We start from the raw sequence: 17789 nt of genomic DNA on the forward strand, positions 1-17789 counted from the left end.
GCATCTCCGTGGAAGCACCGCGCGTGCGCTCAGGCGCGCTCGAGGCAATCGCGGAGCAGCTCGAGGTCGCGCGTGATGTTGCGCCTCACCATCGCGTTCAGCAGCGGGCTCGCGATGCGGAAGAACCCTCCGGCATCGCCTCGCGCGCGGATGCGCGCGCGCGTTCCCTCCGGCACGTCGTCCAGCTCGTAGCGGATGTGCATCGGGAACGGCTGCTCGACCTTCATCTCCACGAACGATCGCTCGTCCGTGTCGACCACCTCGTACTCGTAGCCGAAGCGCCGGCCGAGGAACTTCGAGATGCGCTCGACGCGCGATCCGCGGCGCAGCGGGCCGGCGTCGCGCGGGCGGCTCTCCACCACGCCGGTCGTCCACTGCACGTCGTGGCGCGGGTCGAACATGAACGCCGCGACCTCGGCGCGAGGGCGACGGATCACGATCTCGCTCGTCACGTCGGTGCTCATCGCGATCGTTGTAGGCGGCCGCGCGCGTGCGGACAATCATCGAAGATCGCGACGAATCGTCCCCCTCGTGAGATAATCGCTCGGAATGAACGTGCGGATGGAAGACATGCGGCTCTTCGCGAAGGTCGCCGAAGCACGCAGCTTCACCGGCGCGGCGCGCGCGCTCGGCGTGCCCAAGCAGACGCTCAGCCGGCGCGTCGCCGAGCTCGAGGACGTGCTCGGCACGCAGCTCCTGGTGCGCACCACGCGCAGGCTGCACCTCACCGACGCGGGCGCTGCGTACGCGGCGCGCTGCAGCGAGATCGCGCGGCTCGCCGAGGAAGCGAACGCGGCGGTGCGCGAGACCTGCGAGACCCCGCGCGGCCTGCTGCGCATCACCGCGGATCCGCACTTCGGCGAGACGTTCGTCGGGCCCTTGGTGATCGAGCACGTGCGCGCGTGGCCCGAGGTGCGCGTCGACGTCGTGCTCACGCGACGTCGCGTCGAGCTGATCGAAGAGGGGTTCGACGTCGCCTTCCGCGTCGGCCACGTCCCGGACGGGAGCACTGCGCTCTCCGCGACGCGCCTCGGCGCTGCGCGCGTTCGCTACTGCGCGAGCCCGGCGTACCTCGCGCGTCGCGGCGTGCCGAAGACGCCGGAGCAGCTGGCGCAGCACGAGTGCGTGGTGCTCACGTCGGAGGGCCCGGTCGTGCGCTGGCCGTTCCGAGGCGCGAAGGGACCCACGACGATCACGGTGGACGGTCGCCTGCGCACCAACGGCTTCGAGATGTCGCGCGCGGCGGCGCTCGCGGGCCTCGGCATCGCGATCGTGCCCGAATACGCGTGCGCCGAGGATCTGCGCGCGGGAAAGCTGCGCAGCGTGCTCGACGAGTTCGCGATCGACGCGGGCGGCGTGTGGATCGTGTTCGCGTCGGCGCGGTATCTCAGCGCGCGCGTGCGCTCGTTCGTCGACCTCGCGGTCGAGCGGCTCGGCGGCGGCGCGGCGTGGTCGGTGCGGACGAAGCGCGCGCGATGAGCGCACCGAGGTCCGATCGGACGGGCGCGTCGCGGTGCTGCTCGCGACGCGCCTCGTGATCGTCGGCTAGCGCGAGAGCTGGCGCTGGCCGTCGTCGGGACGGATCTGCACGCGCGGATCGCGCGGATCGGGGCGGCGCACCGCCTCGGCGAAGCGCTCCGCGACCTCGCCGGCGACCTGCACCTCGGACGAGAACGGACCGACGCGGATGCCGCCGACCTCGTCGCTCGCGATGCGACCACGACGGCACACCATCGCGAGCACGCGGCGCGGATCGGCGCCGTGGCGCGCGCCCCACGTCACGTGGAAGCGCGCCCAGTTGCGGTCGAGATCACGCTGAGGACGCGGCTCGCGGCGCGGGCGATCACCGCCCATGCGATCACGGTTGCCCGCGGTCGGCGGCGCGATCGGGCGCACGTCGCGCGGCGCGGGGCCGCGCAGGATCGCGCTCTCCGCGACGAGGCGCGCGATCGCGCGCTCGACGTCGCCCTCCGCGACGAGACGGCGCGCCAGCTCGGTCGCGCGGGGATCGATCGCGATGTCGTCGTCCGCCGCGGTGAGCTGCGCGACGAGGCGCTCGTCCTGCTGCGCGCGGATCGCGATCGCGGTCGGGAGCGGCTCGAACCGCGCGCGCACCGACGCGCGGTGCAGCACCGAGCGGGCGCGCGGCAGCTCGCGCGGCGTCACGAGCAGCGCGCTCGTGCCCTTGCGGCCGGCGCGACCGGTGCGTCCGCTGCGATGCGTGTAGTCGTCGGGATCGGTCGGCGCTTCGACGTGCACCACGAGGGTGACCTCCTGCACGTCGAGCCCGCGCGCCGCGACGTCCGTCGCCACGAGCACGCGAACGCTGCCGCGGCGGAACGCGGCGAGCGCGCGGTTGCGCTCGCGCTGATCCATCTCGCCCGAGAGCGGCGCGACCGCGAAGCCCGCCTCCGCGAGATCCTCGGCGATGCACGCGACGTCGGCGCGGGTGCGCGCGAACACGAGCGTGCGCGCGTCGGGCTGCGCGAGGAGCAGGTTGACCACCGCGTCGAAGCGCTCGTCCTGCGAGACGAGGTGCACGACGTGATCGATGTCGGCGTTCGCCGCGCCGAGGCGCGTGCCCTCGACGCGCAGCGCGTCCTTCTGCACGCGATCGGCGAGACCACCGACCTCGTCGGCGAAGGTCGCGCTCACGAGGTGCGTGCGGCGCGTCGCCGGCGTGCGCGCGAGGATCGCCTCGAGCGCCTCGCGGAAGCCGAGGTCGAGCATGCGATCCGCCTCGTCGAGCACCACCGCGCCGAGCGAGGAGAGATCGAGCGCACCGCGCTCCGCGTGATCGAGCAGGCGGCCCGGCGTGCCCACGACGACGTCGGGGCGCGACGAGAGCGCGCGGTGCTCGTCGCGGTAGCTCGAGCCACCGGTGACCGAGACCACGCGCGCACCGACCTGCGCGTAGAGCCAGGTGAGCTCGCGCTCGACCTGGCGCGCGAGCTCGCGCGTCGGCGCGATCACCAGCGCGCGCGGCGAGGGCGCGTCCGGGCCCGCGAGCACGAGCTCGCGCAGCACGAGACCGATCGCGACCGTCTTGCCCGAGCCCGTCTGCGAGCTGATGCGGAGGTCGCGTCCCGCGGCGCTCGGCTGGAGCACGGCGAGCTGTACGGGGGTGAGATTGGTGTAGCCCTTGCGCTCGAGCGCGGCCCGAAGGGCCGGCTCGAGAACGTCCGGGAGCCCGGCTTCGTTCGTCATCACACTCGTCGTTCCGCTCTCACGTGAGCGGGGCTGGGGCCCCGCGCGTGAAGCGTCGTCCAGTGACGCGAAGTGCTCGGGGTGATCGCCGCGCCGGACTTTTTCCGGCGGGGAGGGGCATTTCGAAACTTCCGCCCCTCGTGGGAAATGGAGCGGCCGGGTGTAGCAGATCGTGTGAGGTGCGCGAGGACCAACGCGCGCGTTCTCACGATTTCTCGCGATCCGAGGCGCGTCGCCACGCCCACTGCGGATGGCACGCGATGCGCTGCATACTGTCGTCATGAGCGCGACCGCACGAAGTGGGGCCAGCGATGCGATGACGACGGGCGCGATCGCGATCGTCTCGCGATGGGTCGTCGGCGTCGCGGTCGTGCTGGCGATCGGCGCGTTGGTGCTCGACGGGCCGGCGCGCGCGCTCGGCGTCGCGGGCGGCGGGTTGCTGGCGAGCGTGACGTGGCTGGGGAGCGCGCTGTGCGCGACGCGCCTCGCCGCGGCGGAAGGCGGCGCACGGCTCGGGTGGTCGCTCGCGTTCACGATCGTGTGCTCGCTCGCGGTCGGCGGCGCGGTGCTGCTGCTCGTGCTCACCGACGGCGGCTCGGCCGCGATCGGGTTCGGCGCGCTCGTGATCGGCGTGATCGGCGGCGCGATCGAGTCGTGGGCGCGGCTCGATCGCTGAGCGCTGCTCACCGGGGATGCCAGCGCTCGTCGTGGCGGGCGTGGGTCTCGAGGTACGCGCCCTTCTCGTAGAAGTGGTCGTAGTACTCGAGGTCGAGGTGATGCGCCTGGAGCACCATCACCGAGATCATCGAGGGCACGGTGCCGGGGAAGCGGCCGAACGTGTCGAGCACGTACTGCGCTTGCAGCGCGACGCACTCGCGGAACGCCTCGCCGTAGGGCATCGCGGCGCTGCGCACGCGGCGCGAGTCCTTCCACGGTCCCGGCGTGTCGGGATGGAACGGCCCGCCCGGTCCGAACTTGCGCGTGCACATCGCCTCGACCGCGTCGCGCATCGTGCGGTGGTGCGGCGGGCACGAGCCCTCCATCACGCCGGGCAGCCCCGTGGGGTTCGGCGTGGGCCAGCGCGGATCGCGATCGAAGCGGAACCCGAGGCCCGGCACGTCGGGTCGACCGCTCGCGCCGAGCACGCTGAAGGGATCGATCCCGTCGTACATCCAGCCGCCGAGGCCCATCGCCTGCAGCATCAGCGCGCCCGCGTAGCAGCTCGTGCCGAGCTCGACCGAGAGCTCGGCGAGGCACCACTGCTCGAAGAACGAGATCGGCCACGTCGCGTCGGGATCGACGACGCGCGCGAAGCGCTCGATGCCGGGGATCGCGCGACCGTGCACGTCGTCGAAGATCACCTGGCGGTTCTGCGCGAGGTACGCGATGCCGAGCAGCACGTGCTGCGAGAGGTCGCCCACGGGGATCACGAGGAGCGAGCCGGGCGCGTTCGCGACCCAGGTGTTGTGCGCCTCCACGAAGGGCGGCTCGGGCGGGAGGAACAGGCGGCGATCGCTCAGCCGTCGGATGCGCGAGCCCATCGCGCGGCGGATCGCGTCGAGGTCGAGCGCGCCGTGCTCGTCGCGCTCGGCGAACGCGGAGGAATCGCGTGCTTCGAGCACATATGTGCCGGTGTCATCGGTGAAGAACGTCTTGCTCGTGTGGAAGCCCGCAGCCGAGGGGAAGGTGCGACCGCCCGCGGCGCCCGCATAGCTCGAGAGGTGCGGCGCGTACGTCTTCGCGCGGCGGATCAGGTGGTGCCAGCCGGTGTTGGCGCCGCACGCGGCGACGACGAGCATCGTCTCGAGCTCGGAGAGCGGCATCGGGGCGTGGCGCGAGCGGAACGCGAACACGCCGTCGGGGATCTCGGCGCCCCGGAAGAAGCGTCGGGATCGACGCCCGAGCAGCGCGTCGATCAGCCCGAAGCGCAACATGTCGTCGTATCCGGGGGGCAGCGACATGGTCGTGACGACCACGTAGCCGCACGTTCGTTTGGTCGCGCGACCGCGAGATGAGATCCTCCCGTTCGATGTCACGCACCGCGATCGTGCTCGGTCTGTCGTTCCTGCTGTTCGCGCCGCGCGCGCGCGCCCAAGAGGTCCTCGAGGGCGAGGTGCCGAGCGAGGGCGACTACTTCGTGATCCCCTTCGAGGTGCCCGAGGGCGTGGTCGAGATCGAGGTGCGCCACGACGACCTGTCCGACGTGAACATCTTGGACTGGGGCCTCTTCGATCCCAGCGGGTTCCGCGGCTACGGCGGTGGGAACGGCGAGCCCGCGATCGTCGGCATCGAGGCAGCCTCGCGCAGCTATCTCCCCGGGCCGATCACGCCGGGCACGTGGAACGTCTACGTCGGCAAGGCGCGCGTCGACGAGACGCCGGCGCGTTATCGCGTCGAGATCGTGCTGCGCGACACCGCGACGCTCGCGCCGCAGCCCGAGCGCGCGCCGTACGCGCCGGTCGACGCGCTCGAGACCGGAGCGCGCTGGTACGCCGGCGACTTCCACGTGCACTCGCGCGAGAGCGGAGATGCGTCGGGCACGCTCGACGAGATCGCGATGTATGCCGAGAGCATCGATCTCGACTTCGTGATGCTCAGTGAGCACAACACCACGTCGCAGCTCGAGCTCTATGCGTCGACGCAGGCGGCGCACCCCGCGCTGCTGCTGGTGCCGGGCATCGAGGTCACGACGTACCAGGGCCACGCGATGTCGCTCGGCGGCACGACGTGGATCGATCACCGGCTCGGCTACGAGGGGATCACGATGGCGGAGATCGCGGGCGCGGTGCGCGACGACGGCGCGCTCTTCTCGATCAACCATCCCTCGCTCAGCCTCGGCGAAGCGTGCATCGGGTGCGCGTGGAGCGCGACGCTCGACGGCGCGGCGATCGACGCGATCGAGATCCAGACCGGCGCACTGAGCGTCACGAGCTTGTTCCTGCCGCGGACGATCATGCGATGGGAGGAGCTCGTCGCGGCGGGGCACCACGTGGTCGCGCTCGGCGGCAGCGACGATCACCGCGCGGGCATGGGCACCGGGACGTTCGACAGTCCGATCGGCAGCCCGACGACGATGGTGTGGGCCGAGGAGCTGAGCGTCGGCGCGATCCTCGACGGCGTCCGTCGCGGGCGCACCGTGGTGAAGCTCGGCGGGCCCGACGATCCGATGATCGAGCTCTCGTCGCCCGAGCTCGGATCGGAGAGCGACACGATCGTCGCCGACACCGTGACGTTCCGGGTGCGCGTCACCGGCGCGGCGCTCGGCGCGAGCGTGCGCCTCGTGCGCAGCGGTGTGCCGGGTGAGGAGATCGAGGTCGTCGGCGATCCGTTCGAGCACGAGACCACGATGATCGCGGGCGCGAGCGAGAACTTCGTGCGCGCCGAGCTGCTGATCGGCGGACGGCCTCGCGTCATCACGAGCCACGTGTTCGTGCGGCCGAGCACGCCCGGCGGTCCCGACGCGGGCGTCGTGCCCGACGCGGGCGCGGTCGGCGAGCCGGGTGGCGGGGGGTGCTCGTGCCGCGCGATGAACGCGCCGAGCAACGCGGGCGCGTGGGCGATGCTCGCGCTCGCGATCGTGATCGCGCGACGTCGCGCGTGATCAGGAGAACAGCATGCGCACGCCGTCGCGCACGCGGGTGCGCCGCGCGAGCATCGCGAGCGCGACGCGGCGGTGCACGAGGTGCTCGAAGCGGACGCTCCGCCACACGCGCCCGCCGCGCATCAGCTCGACGCGATCGAGGTGCGTCACGGCCTCGTCGATCTCGCTCCACGGCGCGCGCGCGAGGTCGACCTCGACGTGATCGTCGCGCATCCGCAGCGCGCCGAAGTCGAGCGTCTCGCCGGCTTCGAGCGCTTCACGCGCATCGGGTACGAGCGGATCGGAGCAGCGGAGCTCGAGCAGGCTCGCGAGCCCGTCGAGATCCTGGACCTCGTCCGTGCGGAGCTCGAACGAGCGGCCGTCGTGCGTCGTGAAGCGCGCGTTCGGCTGCCCGATGATCGCCGCTCCCAACGGGAGCGCGCGCGACTCGGGGCCGATCACCAGACGATCGACGTCCTCCCACGCGATCGCGTGCGCGACCCGGCGCAGCGTGATCACGATGCCGCGCTCGTGGACCGCGACGTGCGGCCTGCGCCGAGCGAGCTGCACGATCGCGAAGAAGCCGAGCCCGAGCACGCACCCGACGAGGATCGCGATCGGCATCGTGCGGAGCGGGACGCGCAACCGCAGCGCGGCGAGACCCGCGATCACCGGCAGCGCGATCGCGACCACGAGCGAGCCCACGTCGCGCCTCGCGCGGTGCTCGCCGAGGCGCGCACCGAGATCGACCTCTTCGCGCGCTTCCGGCGGCGCGGCGCGGCGGTACGGCGATGAGTCGTGCCCCACGCGGTGCGTATCCCACGTCGCGCCGCGCGACGCGATCAGAAGATCCCGCTCAGCGTGAGCCCCGTGATCTCGTCGCCCGCGCCGGGGCGCACGATCATCGTGAACGATTGCGCGCCGTCGGCGCGACGGCCCGACGCCTGCGGGCGAGGCCGCGCGTAGTGCAGCGCGAGCGGCATGCCCCACCCGATCAGCGATCCGATCACGGAGCTGATCACGACATCGGACGCCCAGTGCAGATCGGACATCAGCCGCAAGAACCCGACGCTCGTCGCGAGCGTGAGGCTCGACGCGCACATCGCCGCGGCACCCTCGGACGAGCCGAGGATCCACGGGTTCATGATGTGGTGCACGCACGTCAGGCCCGCCGACGCGTACGTCATCAGCGCGTGCCCGCTCGCGAAGCTCGCGACCGGGCCCATGCCCGTGTCCGAGCACGTCCCGTTCGGTGCGCAGTCCATGTGGCGCGGCCGTACGCGCCCCGTGAGGCGATTCGTCGCCCACGTCACGAGCTGCGCGACCGCGGTCGTCTCCGCGCTGATGAGCAGCATCTGCAGCATCGTGTCGGTGTCGCCGTGCACCGCGCCCGCGAGCAGGAGCGAGTCCATCAGGAACGGCCAGATGATCATCGTCTCGAGGATCACGTGGCTGACCGTGTTGATCATCTGCTGGTCGTCGACCGTGTCGAGCGCGAACGCGCGCTGCGCCGCGCGATCGAGCGGCAGCGGCTGGGTCCAGCGCACCACCGGGTCCGTCGCGACGAAGTAGATCGTGAGCGCCGCGGCCTCGGCCCCGAGCGTCAGCGCGACGTTCCACCAGCCGAAGCGCTCCCACTGCGGCTGCCAGTGCGAGCGTCCGTACTCCCATCGCTCAGGGGTCGCGCGCGGTCGCGGCGCGTCTTCGCTCGCCGCGTCGACCGCGGCGTCGACCCCTGGTGCCTGCGCGCGCGCGGAGATCGCGGGCACGACCACCAACAGCGTCGCGATGACGATCGCTCGGGCCACGTCGGATCACGTGAGACCGCGAGCCCATGCCGCGAGTCGCGAGACGGCGCTGCGGCGCGATGAGGCGGGGCACGTCGCGACACGCGCGTCAGCGCGCGACGAGCGACCACACGCCCGATGCGTCTCGGCGCGCGTCGAGCACCGACTGCGACCACACGCGATCGACCGTCACCTCCGCGCGATCGCGCCCTCGCATCCGCACCGCGATCACCACCGGCGCGCGCAGCCCGTAGCGGCGCTGGTAGGCCGCGAGCTCGTCCTCGCGCAGCACGAGCACGCGCGCGCCACCTTCCTCGCGCGCGCCGAGATCGAGCCGTGCGCCCGAGCGCACCACGACGTGCAGCCCGTCCTCGTCGCGCGCGATCTCGCGCGCTGCCGCGAGCCACACCGCGTCCGCGTCGCTCGCGGGCGCGGCGCTGCCGAGCGGCGAGACGTCGTCGCCGTCACGCGTGCCGTCGCCGTCGGTGTCGGGATCCCACGCGTCGGTGAGGAGCCGCTGCTCCGCGACGTCGGTGAGCCCGTCGCGGTCCTGATCGCGACGGAGATCCTCGAGCCGACATCGCACGAGCCGTTCGCGGCCATCGCGTGTGGTGCTCGTCGCGTCGAGTGGGCGGAAGTCGATCGACGCGTCGTCCATCGCGCGGAGCTCCGCCTCGATCTGCACCGCGCCGCCCTCGACGAGCGGCACCATGGGGTTGTGCACGAGCACCAGCGGGCGCAGCGCGGTGAGCCCGAGCGCGAGATCCTCCTCGGCGCCCGTCGTCGCGTCGCGGAGGCGCACGCGATACCCGAGATCGCCCACCTCCGAGCGCGGATCGAGCGCCGCCGATCGATACACCACGCCCTCGCGACCCTCGACGCGCGCGGTGGTGATCGCGTCGTCGGGCACGTCCATCGACACGTGCGCGCGGAGCGACGCGACATCGTCGCCGCTGCGCACGCGGCGGCGCAGCGCGGGCGGCAGCGGCTCGACCGTGCACGCGGCGAACGGCGCATCGCCGAGCCGCGCGATCACGCCGCGGTGGAGATCGTCCTCCGACAGCGGGCCGTGCGCCGGCACGATCGGTGGCGCGTCCGCGCGCGCCTCTTCGCGCTCGTCATCGCCCGTCGTCACTCGCGCGCTCGGAGCGGCGCGCCCCACCGGCTCGGTCGGGGGCTCACGCGCGCTGCCGGCAGCGCCACCACACCCCGCGACGCCGAGCAGCGCGAGCCACCCGATCGCACGCACCCGCCGCCCTCGCTCCATGCTCGATCTCCTCCGCTCCGCGCGCGCCCGACGTTCCTCGGCGTGCCGCCTGCAGGGTTCCTCGACACCGCGTCGCCGTCGTCGGTTCCATCCGCGAGCGGACACAGGGGCTGGCGTAGGCGTTGCGGGGCTCATGTCGATCGAGGAGGGAAGATGCCCATCTCCATCGTGCCCCACGGCGAGTCGTGGAAAGACGCAGTCGAGTCCTTCAATGCACGGATGCGCGCGGGCGGCTCGCGCTACGGGTTCTACGTCGCGCCCGAGCCTCCGTGGCTTCCCAAACGCGAGGCCGCTCAACCCGTCTGGCGCGAGTACTACCTCGTGATCGAAGACGGCAAAGAGGTGCGCGGGGGTTACGCGCTCAAGCCGCAGGAGTGGTGGGTGCGCGGCGCGACGCACACCGTGACGGATTGGCAGGGGCCGTTCTCGGAAGGCGCCGTGTCGAACCGCTACGGTGCGCTCGGTCTGCGCATGCTGCGCGACATGGTGAGCAAGCGACCGCTCCTCTACAGCTGGGGGCACGGCGGCGAGGACGCCGCGCTCTTCAAGCTGATCAAGGGGCTCGGCTGGATGCTCTACGCGACGCCGCTGATGTTCCGCATCGTGCGGCCCGGGCACTTCGCGCGGAAGAACGGCGTGCTGCGCGCCGATCCTCGCAAGCGCATGGCGCTCGACGCGCTGGCGTTCACGGGGCTCGCGTCGATCGGCGGTCGCGCGCTCACGACGGCGCTGCGCATCTCGTCGATGAAGAGCTTCGCCGGCAAGGCCGAGGTCGTGCCCGAGTTCGGTCCCTGGGCCGACGAGCTGTGGGAGCGCGCGAAGAACGACTACGCCGCGATCGCAGTGCGCGACGCGCGCGCGATGAACACGCTCGTGCCGGTCACCGGCGCGCACTACGAGTGGTCGGAGCAGATCCGACTGCGCGTGCGTGACCGCGACGGCAAGGATCTCGGCTGGGCGGTCGTCTGCAAGCGGCAGATGGAGAAGCATCCGCGCTTCGGCGATCTCCACGTCGGCACGATCGTCGACGCGCTCGCTCCGGTGAGCTCGGCGGGCGAGGTGATCCACGCCGCGTACGAGTGGCTGGAGCGCGCAGGCGTCGAGCTCGTCATCGCGAACCAGAGCGACCCGCGGTGGATCCGAGCGTTCGAGGAGAACGCGTTCCTGCGCTACGAGCGCGGCCGCTTCTTCTGCGCGGCGCCGCCGCTCGTCGAAGTGCTCTCGCCCTGGGAGGAGACGCGCGAGCGTCTGTTCCTCACGAACATGGATGGTCACGGGCCGATGGGTCTCTGATCGCGCGCGTGCGATCGGAGCCGCTCGGCCCGGGACTACGGTGGGCACTGCGCGCGAGTATCTGACCGCCCGAACGACGCACGAAGACGTGCAGAGGACGGGCGGATGGACTTCGAGTGGGACGAGGAGACGCGCGCGGTCCGGGCTCACGTGATGGACGTCGCGCGGCGGATGTTCCGCCGCGATCGACGCGAGGCGCGCGACCTGCGCGCGACGATGCGGGAGCTGGGCACGCTCGGCGTGCTCGGCATGCCCATCCCCGAGGTGAGCGGGGGCAACGGGGCGGGCGTCGTCGCCGCGGTCGCGGCCCTCGAGGCGCTCGGTGAAGCGGGCATCGACGGCGGCACCGCGTTCTCGCTCGGCGCGCAGGTCTGGGCGGTGCAGATGCCGATCCTCGCGTTCGGCAGCGACGCGCAGAAGGACGCGTACCTCCGCCGCCTCTGCACCGGCGAGATCGTCGGTGCGATCGCGCTGAGCGAGCCGGGCGCGGGATCCGATCTCTTCTCGATGCGCACCCGCGCCGAGGAGCGCGGCGATCGCGTCGTGCTCCACGGGCGCAAGGCGTGGATCACCAACGCGCCGATCGCCGACGTGTTCATCGTGCTCGCGGCCGTCGGCGAGGCCGCAGGCACGTTCGTTCGCACCGCCGCGTTCCTCGTCGAGCGCGACACACCCGGGCTGATCGTCGAAGCGCTCACGCCGAAGCTCGGCCTCGAAGAGAGCCCGATGGCCGAGGTGGTCCTCGACGGCTGCGAGGTGCCGAAGAGCGCGATGCTCGGGCGCTGGGGGCGCGGCGCGGAGATCTTCGAGCACGCGCTCACCTACGAGCGCGGCGCGCTCGCCGCGCCCTTCGTCGGCGCGATGAAGCGACAGCTCGACGCGTGCGTGGAGCACGCCGTCGAGCGCAGACAGTTCGGCTCGCCGATCGGCGCGTTCCAGGCGGTGTCGCACCGCATCGCGGACATGAAGCTGCGGCTCGAGACCGCGCGCCTCTTGCTCCACCGGTTCGCGCACACGATCGCGACCGGCGCCGACGCGACGCTCGAGGCGGCGCTCGTGAAGCTGCACGTGAGCGAGTCGTACGTGCAGTCGTCGCTCGACGCGATCCAGCTCCACGGCGCGTCGGGCTACGCGACCGAGCTCGGCGTCCACGCCGATCTGCGCGATGCGATCGGGCTTCGCATCGCTTCGGGGACCAACGAGATCCAGCGCAGCGCGATCGCGCGATCGCTGGGAGTGGGGTGACGACGATGACGTTCCTCCTGCACGCGATGCTCGAACGGACCGCGGCGGAGCGCCCGGATCACCCGGCGATCCGCGAAGGACAGGTCGCGACCGACTACCGCACGCTCGCGCGGTGGAGCGCGGCGATCGCGGGCACGCTCCGCGCGCTCGGGGTGAAGCGCGGGGATCGCGTCGGGATCCACACCAAGAAGACGACGCGCACGCTCGCTGCGGTGTTCGGCGTGCTGCGCGCGGGCGCGGCCTACGTGCCGCTCGACCCCGGCGCGCCGCCGGCGCGCGTCGCGTACGCGATCGAGAACGCGGGCATCCGCGTGCTCGTCACGTCGCGCGCGCGGCTCGAGGAGCTCGGCGCGAACGGGCACCTGCGCGGCATCGAGGCGATCGTCGTCGTCGACGAGAGCGCGCCCGTCGCGGCGCAGCGCACCGCGCGCGGCGGTCCGCGCCTCGTCGGATGGGACGCGGCGATCGCGGATCCGGATCGCGCGTCGGCGCTGGTCGGTGTCGACACCGACCTCGCGTACATCCTCTACACGTCGGGCTCGACGGGCGTCCCGAAGGGCGTCGCGATCGACCACCGCGCGAGCACGTGCTTCGTGTCGTGGGCCGCGCGTCGCTTCGAGCTCACGCACGCCGATCGCGTCACGAGCCACGCGCCGCTGCACTTCGATCTGTCGACGTTCGACGTGTTCTCGAGCGTCGCGGCGGGCGCGACGATCGTGATCGTGCCCGAGGGCACGTCGACGTTCCCCGTGCGCTTCGCCGAGCTCCTCGAGCGCGAGCGCATCAGCGTCACGTACCTCGTGCCCTCCGCGCTCTCGATGATGTCGGAGCACGGCGAGCTCTCGAAGCGCGATCTCGGCGCGCTGCGCGCGGTGCTCTTCGCGGGCGAGGTGTTCGCGCCGAAGTACCTGCGGGCGTGGCTCGATCACGCGCCGAAGGCGCGCTTCTACAACCTCTACGGTCCGACCGAGACGAACGTCTGCACGTACCACGAGGTCGACCGCGAGGACGCGCGCACGCGCGACAAGCCGGTGTCGATCGGCGGTCCGATCGAGAACGTCGACACGTTCGTGATCGACGAGGACGGCGCGCACGTCACCACGCCGGGCGCGATCGGCGAGCTCTGGGTGCGCGGCGCGTGCCTCGCGCGCGGCTACTTCGGCGACGCGGAGAAGACGGCGCGCGCGTTCGTGCCGAGCCCGCTGCACCAGGGCGTGCTCGAGCTCGCGTACCGCACCGGCGATCGCGTGCGCATCGAGGCGGGCGGCACCTACGAGTTCCTCGGTCGCAACGACCACTTGGTGAAGACGCGCGGATACCGCGTCGAGCTCGGGGAGATCGAGACCACGCTCGGCTCGCACCCGGCGGTCTCGCACGCGGCCGCGGTGCCGGTGCCCGACGCGCTGGTGGGACACCTGATCCGCGCGTTCGTGGTGCTCGCGGACGGCGTCGCGGCGCCCTCGCCGGGCGACCTCGAGCAGTTCTGCGCCGAGCGACTGCCTCGCTACATGCTGCCCGAGTCGATCGACATCGTCGCCGAGCTGCCGCTCACGTCGAGCGGCAAGACCGACCGCCGTGCGCTCCTCGAGAGCGTCGCGGCACGAGAGGAGGCTGCGGAGTGAAGAACAGCGAGCGGATCGAGCGCTACGTGCTGAGCGACCTCGCGCGCGGTCGCGCGCGCGGCACGATCGGACCGAACGACGATCTCATCGAGGCGGGAATCCTCGACTCGCTCTCGATCGTGCACCTGATCCGCTATCTCGAGCAGGCGTTCGACATCGAGGTGCGCGACGAGGACATCGTGCCCGAGAGCTTCCGGACGCTCGCCGGCATCGACGCGCTCGTGGAACGCCTCACCGCGCGCACGCGCGTGGCGTGAAGCGAAAGGATCGACGAGAACGCGCGGTGAGCGCTCCGCGGAGCCGCTCACCGCTCGATCGAGAAGTTCTTTCGATTGAGCGACGCTCGGCGCGCCACATCGAGAGCGCTCGTCGATCCGGTGACCCTCGAAGCTCTCGCTCGAGAGCTCCTACCGATTGGGTGACCGTCGATGCTCTCGAATCGAGAAGACTTCTCGATCCGGTGACCCTCGAAGCTATCGGATCCGTAACTGCGCGGGCCTCACCACCCTCCGGGGTGGTCGGATCCGTAACCTTACGGATCTCACCACCCTCCGGGGTGGTCGAATCCGTAACTTCACGGACCTCACCACCCTCCGGGGTGGTCTCGGCCGGAACGTTACCGGTCGGACCATCCTCCCGGGTGGTCGTTTCGCCAAGATTGCGTCTCGACCATCCTCCGGGGTGGATCCGCGTCGTCAGGGGATGCCGCTGACGCGCCTGGGCGTGCCGCCTGCGCCCCAGCAGTACACGCCGTCGTCGATGACCGCGCACGACTCGCCGGTGCCTGCGGACATCTGCGTCGCGTCGGCGTCGACGATCACCTCGGGCGTCCCGCCGAGGTCGCGGCCCCAGCAGCGCACCGCGCCGCCGACCAGCGCGCACGCGTCCTGCGAGCGCACGGACACCTGCGTCGCGCCGCTCGCGATGCCCGTGACCGGCGCCGGGCTCGTGCTCATCGCCGGCGCGCCCGCGCCGCGGCCGAGCTGGTCGTACTCGTTGTCGCCCCAGCACACGACCGTGCCGCCGGTGCGCACCGCGCATGCCGAGACCGCGCCCGCGTCGAGATCGATCGCGTCGGTCAGACCGACCACCGGCGTCGCGGCGTCGCGCCTCGTCGTGCTCCCGTCGCCGAGCTGGCCCCACGTGTTCCCGCCCGCGCACTGCACCGCGCCGCTGCGCAGCCGCCAGCAGCAGAAGTCCGCGCCGACCGCGACCTGCACCGCGTCGCGCGGCGGCGTCCCGCAGCGCGTCGTCGGGCTCGTCACGCAGTCGTAGTCGAGCGACACGCACGCCGTGCTGCCGTCCGCGCGCACCGCGCACAACTCGGAATAGAACACGTCGATGTCGACGACGTTCGTGCCCGTCATCACCTCGACGGGCTCGGTGAAGCCGCACGTGTCGTCGCCGCCCCAGCAGTACACGTCGCCGCTCGTCGTGCGCGCGCACGTGTAGCCGACGCCGTCGAGATCGATCTCGACCGCATCCGTGAGGCCGGCGACCGACACCGCCGCGCTTCGATCCGTCTGCGTGCCGTCGCCGAGCTGACCGTACTGATTGCGGCCCCAGCACCACACCGTCCCGAGCGCGCTCACCGCGCACGCGTGCCCCGCGTCCGACGAGACCGCGACCGGCACCTCGCACGCGCGCTCGTCGACCGCTCCGTCGCAGTCGTCGTCGCGGCGATTGCACATCTCGGCCTCGGTGGGGTGCACCTCGGGATCGTCGTCCGCGCAGTCGTCGCCGCAGGTGCGCACGCCCTCGCCGCTCACGTTGCAGCACGTCGCGGCGAAGTAGCCGTCGCGATCGCGATCGAGCTCGCCGAACGTGTCCTGGCGGCAGTCCTCGTCGTGCGCCTCCGCGTCGCAGACCTCGACGCTGCCCGGGAAGCGGTCGCGGTCGTCGTCGTCGCAGTCGTCGCCGCCGCAGCCCATCGCCTCGCTGCCGTCGCCGTCCGCGTCGCACGCGTCGCAGCGCTCGGCGCTCTCGTCGCAGCCGTCGGCGGCGCACGGCGGGTCGCCCGCGACGCAGCCACGCGCGTCGGCGCCGGGCGCGCCCGGGGCGCAGCGCTCGACGCCGTTGCACCAAGCATCGTCGTCGCACGACTCGTCGCCGTCGCACGCGGTCGGGGTCGTCGTCGCGTCGCCCTGGCCGCCGTCGGGTGTCGAGCCGCCGTCCGGAGCTGCAGGAGCTGGCTCGCCGCACGCGATCAGCAGCACGAGGACGAGCGGAGCCGAGACGAGAAGAGACGTGCGCACGCGCGCGAACGTGCCTGTCGCGCCGGGAGCGGTCAATCGCCGACGAGCGACGATCACGTCGTCGGGACCGGCGTCGTCGAGGGCGCCTCGTCGCTCGCTTCGGGCTTGCGGATCCGCACTCGCTGCACGCGACGCGCGCTCGCGTCCACGACCTCGAGGACCGTCGCGTCCTCCATCACGACGCGCGCGCCCACGCTCGGCACGGCGCCGAGGCGCGCGAGCACGAGCCCGCCGAGCGTCGCCCACCGCGGGCTCGTCGGCAGCTCGAGATCGAGGCGTCGATTCACCACGTGCACGCGCGTCGTCGCCGGCAGCACGTACGAGCCGTCCTCGTCGCGCAGGAACCCCGCGTCCTCGTGCGCGCCGCCGACGAGCAGCGAGCCCACGACCTCCTCCGCGAGATCGTCGATGTCGAGGAACCCCTCGACGCCGCCCGACTCGTCGACCACCACCGCGATCGGGATGCGTCGCGACTGCAGCTGATCGAGCACGTCGAGCGCGAGCGCGGTCTCGGGCACGGCGTGCACCGGCCGGAGGATCGCCTCGACCCCGCCCTGGACGCGCCCCGCGATGAGGCGCGCCACGTCGCGCGAGCGCACGTACCCGACGATGTCCTCGCCTCCACGCCGCACCGGGAAGCGCTCTTCGTCGGTCGCGTCGAGCGTCGCGGCGAGCTCGTCGGTCGTCGCGCTCGCGTCGATCGCCACGATCGCCGCGCGCGGGATCATCACCGAGCCGACGTGCAGATCGTCGAGCGAGATCGCGCGCGCGGCCATGTCCCCGGCGCGCTGCGAGACCTCGCCGGCGCCCGCAGCCTGGTCGATCACGGCGAGCACCTCGTCGCGCGAGATCTGCGACTCGGTGAAGCTCGTGCGATCGCCGAACACGCGCAGGATGAGGTTCGAGCTCGCGGTCAGCAGCCACACGAACGGCGCGCTCAGCCGGCCCAGCGCGAAGAGCGGGCGCGCCGCGACGAGCGCGTAGCGCTCCGACCACTTCAGCGCGAGCGACTTCGGCACGAGCTCGCCGAGCACCAGCGAGAGGTACGAGACGACCACGACTACGATCGTGAGCGCGATGCGCTCTCCGGTCTGGTGCGAGAGCCCGAAGGGCTCGAGCGCGCTCGCGAGCCGGTCCGCGATCGTCGCTCCGCCGAACGCCGCCGCGGTCGAGCCCACCACCGTGATCCCGATCTGGACCGTCGCGAGGAAACGCTCGGGATCGCGCCGGAGCCGCGCGAGGAACGCCCCGGCGCGGCTCTCCGTCGCGAGCTCCTCGAGGCGCGTCGAGCGCACCGAGATGATGGCGATCTCCGCGCCGGAGAACAGCCCGTTCGCGAGGATCAGGGCGAGCACGATCGCGATCTCGAGGGTCCAGGGCAAGGGTGTCGAGGCCTCCTGCCCCGGTACATGGCCGCGGACCGCGTCCACCGCACGTTCCGAGCCGCTGCCCGTCCGGAGTTGCGCGCGCAACCCTCGGAGTTGCGTGCGCAACTCTCACGGTTGCGTCTGCAACTCTGGCCGCGCATGCTCG

At 72.2% G+C, this 17789-nt stretch carries 15 protein-coding genes; 7 read left to right on the forward strand and 8 right to left on the reverse strand.

Going from position 1 to position 17789, the window contains the following annotated elements:
* Positions 1 to 29 precede the first annotated feature (29 nt).
* Entirely contained in the window at positions 30 to 464 is a 435-nt protein-coding gene (locus DB32_RS06440) for an SRPBCC family protein (protein WP_053231537.1), read from the reverse strand.
* A gap of 85 nt (positions 465 to 549) precedes the next feature.
* Here DB32_RS06440 and DB32_RS06445 point away from each other — a divergent pair, with 85 nt between their 5' ends.
* On the forward strand, positions 550 to 1479 hold the full coding sequence (locus DB32_RS06445) for a LysR family transcriptional regulator (protein WP_053231538.1): 930 nt from the start codon (positions 550 to 552) through the stop codon (positions 1477 to 1479).
* A 66-nt stretch (positions 1480 to 1545) separates the two neighbouring features.
* Here the strand turns inward: DB32_RS06445 and DB32_RS06450 are convergent, their stop codons facing one another.
* Positions 1546 to 3207 (reverse strand): DEAD/DEAH box helicase, encoded by a 1662-nt coding sequence (locus DB32_RS06450; protein WP_053231539.1) that lies wholly within the window; start codon positions 3205 to 3207, stop codon positions 1546 to 1548.
* 280 nt (positions 3208 to 3487) lie between these two features.
* On the opposite strand from DB32_RS06450, the gene DB32_RS47995 reads away from it, so the two are divergent.
* Positions 3488 to 3883: a hypothetical protein gene (locus tag DB32_RS47995; protein WP_169791360.1), complete on the forward strand. Its 396-nt coding sequence runs from the start codon at positions 3488 to 3490 to the stop codon at positions 3881 to 3883.
* A 7-nt stretch (positions 3884 to 3890) separates the two neighbouring features.
* Here the strand turns inward: DB32_RS47995 and DB32_RS06460 are convergent, their stop codons facing one another.
* Positions 3891 to 5168: a hypothetical protein gene (locus tag DB32_RS06460; RefSeq protein WP_053238707.1), complete on the reverse strand. Its 1278-nt coding sequence runs from the start codon at positions 5166 to 5168 to the stop codon at positions 3891 to 3893.
* A gap of 68 nt (positions 5169 to 5236) precedes the next feature.
* Between DB32_RS06460 and DB32_RS06465 the strand changes: the two genes are divergently transcribed.
* Positions 5237 to 6808 (forward strand): CehA/McbA family metallohydrolase, encoded by a 1572-nt coding sequence (locus DB32_RS06465; protein ID WP_053231541.1) that lies wholly within the window; start codon positions 5237 to 5239, stop codon positions 6806 to 6808.
* Here the strand turns inward: DB32_RS06465 and DB32_RS06470 are convergent, their stop codons facing one another.
* From DB32_RS06470 to DB32_RS06480, 3 genes are all read right to left on the reverse strand, one after another.
* A complete protein-coding gene (locus DB32_RS06470) occupies positions 6809 to 7594 on the reverse strand; it encodes a DUF6585 family protein (protein WP_053231542.1) in 786 nt (261 codons plus the stop codon).
* Between the two features lie 35 nt (positions 7595 to 7629).
* On the reverse strand, positions 7630 to 8595 hold the full coding sequence (locus tag DB32_RS06475; RefSeq protein ID WP_053231543.1) for a phosphatase PAP2 family protein: 966 nt from the start codon (positions 8593 to 8595) through the stop codon (positions 7630 to 7632).
* Positions 8596 to 8683: 88 nt separating this feature from the next.
* Positions 8684 to 9841, reverse strand: coding sequence for a hypothetical protein (locus DB32_RS06480; RefSeq protein ID WP_157068782.1), 1158 nt, complete (start codon positions 9839 to 9841; stop codon positions 8684 to 8686).
* 153 nt (positions 9842 to 9994) lie between these two features.
* On the opposite strand from DB32_RS06480, the gene DB32_RS06485 reads away from it, so the two are divergent.
* The 4 genes from DB32_RS06485 to DB32_RS06500 all read left to right on the forward strand — a co-directional run bounded on the left by DB32_RS06485 (position 9995) and on the right by DB32_RS06500 (position 14258).
* Positions 9995 to 11134 carry a hypothetical protein gene (locus DB32_RS06485; protein WP_157068783.1) on the forward strand — a complete coding sequence of 380 codons (1140 nt, stop codon included), beginning with the start codon at positions 9995 to 9997 and terminating at the stop codon, positions 11132 to 11134.
* Between the two features lie 105 nt (positions 11135 to 11239).
* Positions 11240 to 12379 carry an acyl-CoA dehydrogenase family protein gene (locus DB32_RS06490; RefSeq protein ID WP_053231546.1) on the forward strand — a complete coding sequence of 380 codons (1140 nt, stop codon included), beginning with the start codon at positions 11240 to 11242 and terminating at the stop codon, positions 12377 to 12379.
* Positions 12380 to 12384: 5 nt separating this feature from the next.
* Positions 12385 to 14001: an amino acid adenylation domain-containing protein gene (locus DB32_RS06495; RefSeq protein WP_075097832.1), complete on the forward strand. Its 1617-nt coding sequence runs from the start codon at positions 12385 to 12387 to the stop codon at positions 13999 to 14001.
* Positions 13998 to 14258 (forward strand): phosphopantetheine-binding protein, encoded by a 261-nt coding sequence (locus DB32_RS06500; protein ID WP_053231548.1) that lies wholly within the window; start codon positions 13998 to 14000, stop codon positions 14256 to 14258. The genes DB32_RS06495 and DB32_RS06500 overlap by 4 nt, the downstream gene beginning before the upstream one ends.
* Positions 14259 to 14696: 438 nt before the next feature.
* Here the strand turns inward: DB32_RS06500 and DB32_RS06505 are convergent, their stop codons facing one another.
* The gene (locus DB32_RS06505; RefSeq protein ID WP_157068784.1) at positions 14697 to 16256 is read right to left on the reverse strand and encodes a MopE-related protein; all 1560 of its coding nucleotides are present in this window, start codon (positions 16254 to 16256) and stop codon (positions 14697 to 14699) included.
* Positions 16257 to 16309: 53 nt separating this feature from the next.
* Positions 16310 to 17638 (reverse strand): hemolysin family protein, encoded by a 1329-nt coding sequence (locus DB32_RS06510; RefSeq protein WP_240481168.1) that lies wholly within the window; start codon positions 17636 to 17638, stop codon positions 16310 to 16312.
* Positions 17639 to 17789 lie beyond the last annotated feature (151 nt).

This window comes from Sandaracinus amylolyticus (assembly GCF_000737325.1).
In the GTDB taxonomy this organism is placed as follows: Bacteria; Myxococcota_A; Polyangia; order Polyangiales; family Sandaracinaceae; genus Sandaracinus; species Sandaracinus amylolyticus.

Excerpts from the sequence above, each read along its gene's own strand:
- DB32_RS06440 (WP_053231537.1), bottom strand. The coding sequence starts at position 464 with ATGAGCACCGACGTGACGAGCGAGATCGTGATCCGTCGCCCTCGCGCC.
- DB32_RS06445 (WP_053231538.1), top strand. The coding sequence starts at position 550 with ATGAACGTGCGGATGGAAGACATGCGGCTCTTCGCGAAGGTCGCCGAA.
- DB32_RS06450 (WP_053231539.1), bottom strand. The coding sequence starts at position 3,207 with ATGACGAACGAAGCCGGGCTCCCGGACGTTCTCGAGCCGGCCCTTCGG.
- DB32_RS47995 (WP_169791360.1), top strand. The coding sequence starts at position 3,488 with ATGAGCGCGACCGCACGAAGTGGGGCCAGCGATGCGATGACGACGGGC.
- DB32_RS06460 (WP_053238707.1), bottom strand. The coding sequence starts at position 5,168 with ATGTCGCTGCCCCCCGGATACGACGACATGTTGCGCTTCGGGCTGATC.
- DB32_RS06465 (WP_053231541.1), top strand. The coding sequence starts at position 5,237 with ATGTCACGCACCGCGATCGTGCTCGGTCTGTCGTTCCTGCTGTTCGCG.
- DB32_RS06480 (WP_157068782.1), bottom strand. The coding sequence starts at position 9,841 with ATGGAGCGAGGGCGGCGGGTGCGTGCGATCGGGTGGCTCGCGCTGCTC.
- DB32_RS06485 (WP_157068783.1), top strand. The coding sequence starts at position 9,995 with ATGCCCATCTCCATCGTGCCCCACGGCGAGTCGTGGAAAGACGCAGTC.
- DB32_RS06490 (WP_053231546.1), top strand. The coding sequence starts at position 11,240 with ATGGACTTCGAGTGGGACGAGGAGACGCGCGCGGTCCGGGCTCACGTG.
- DB32_RS06495 (WP_075097832.1), top strand. The coding sequence starts at position 12,385 with ATGACGTTCCTCCTGCACGCGATGCTCGAACGGACCGCGGCGGAGCGC.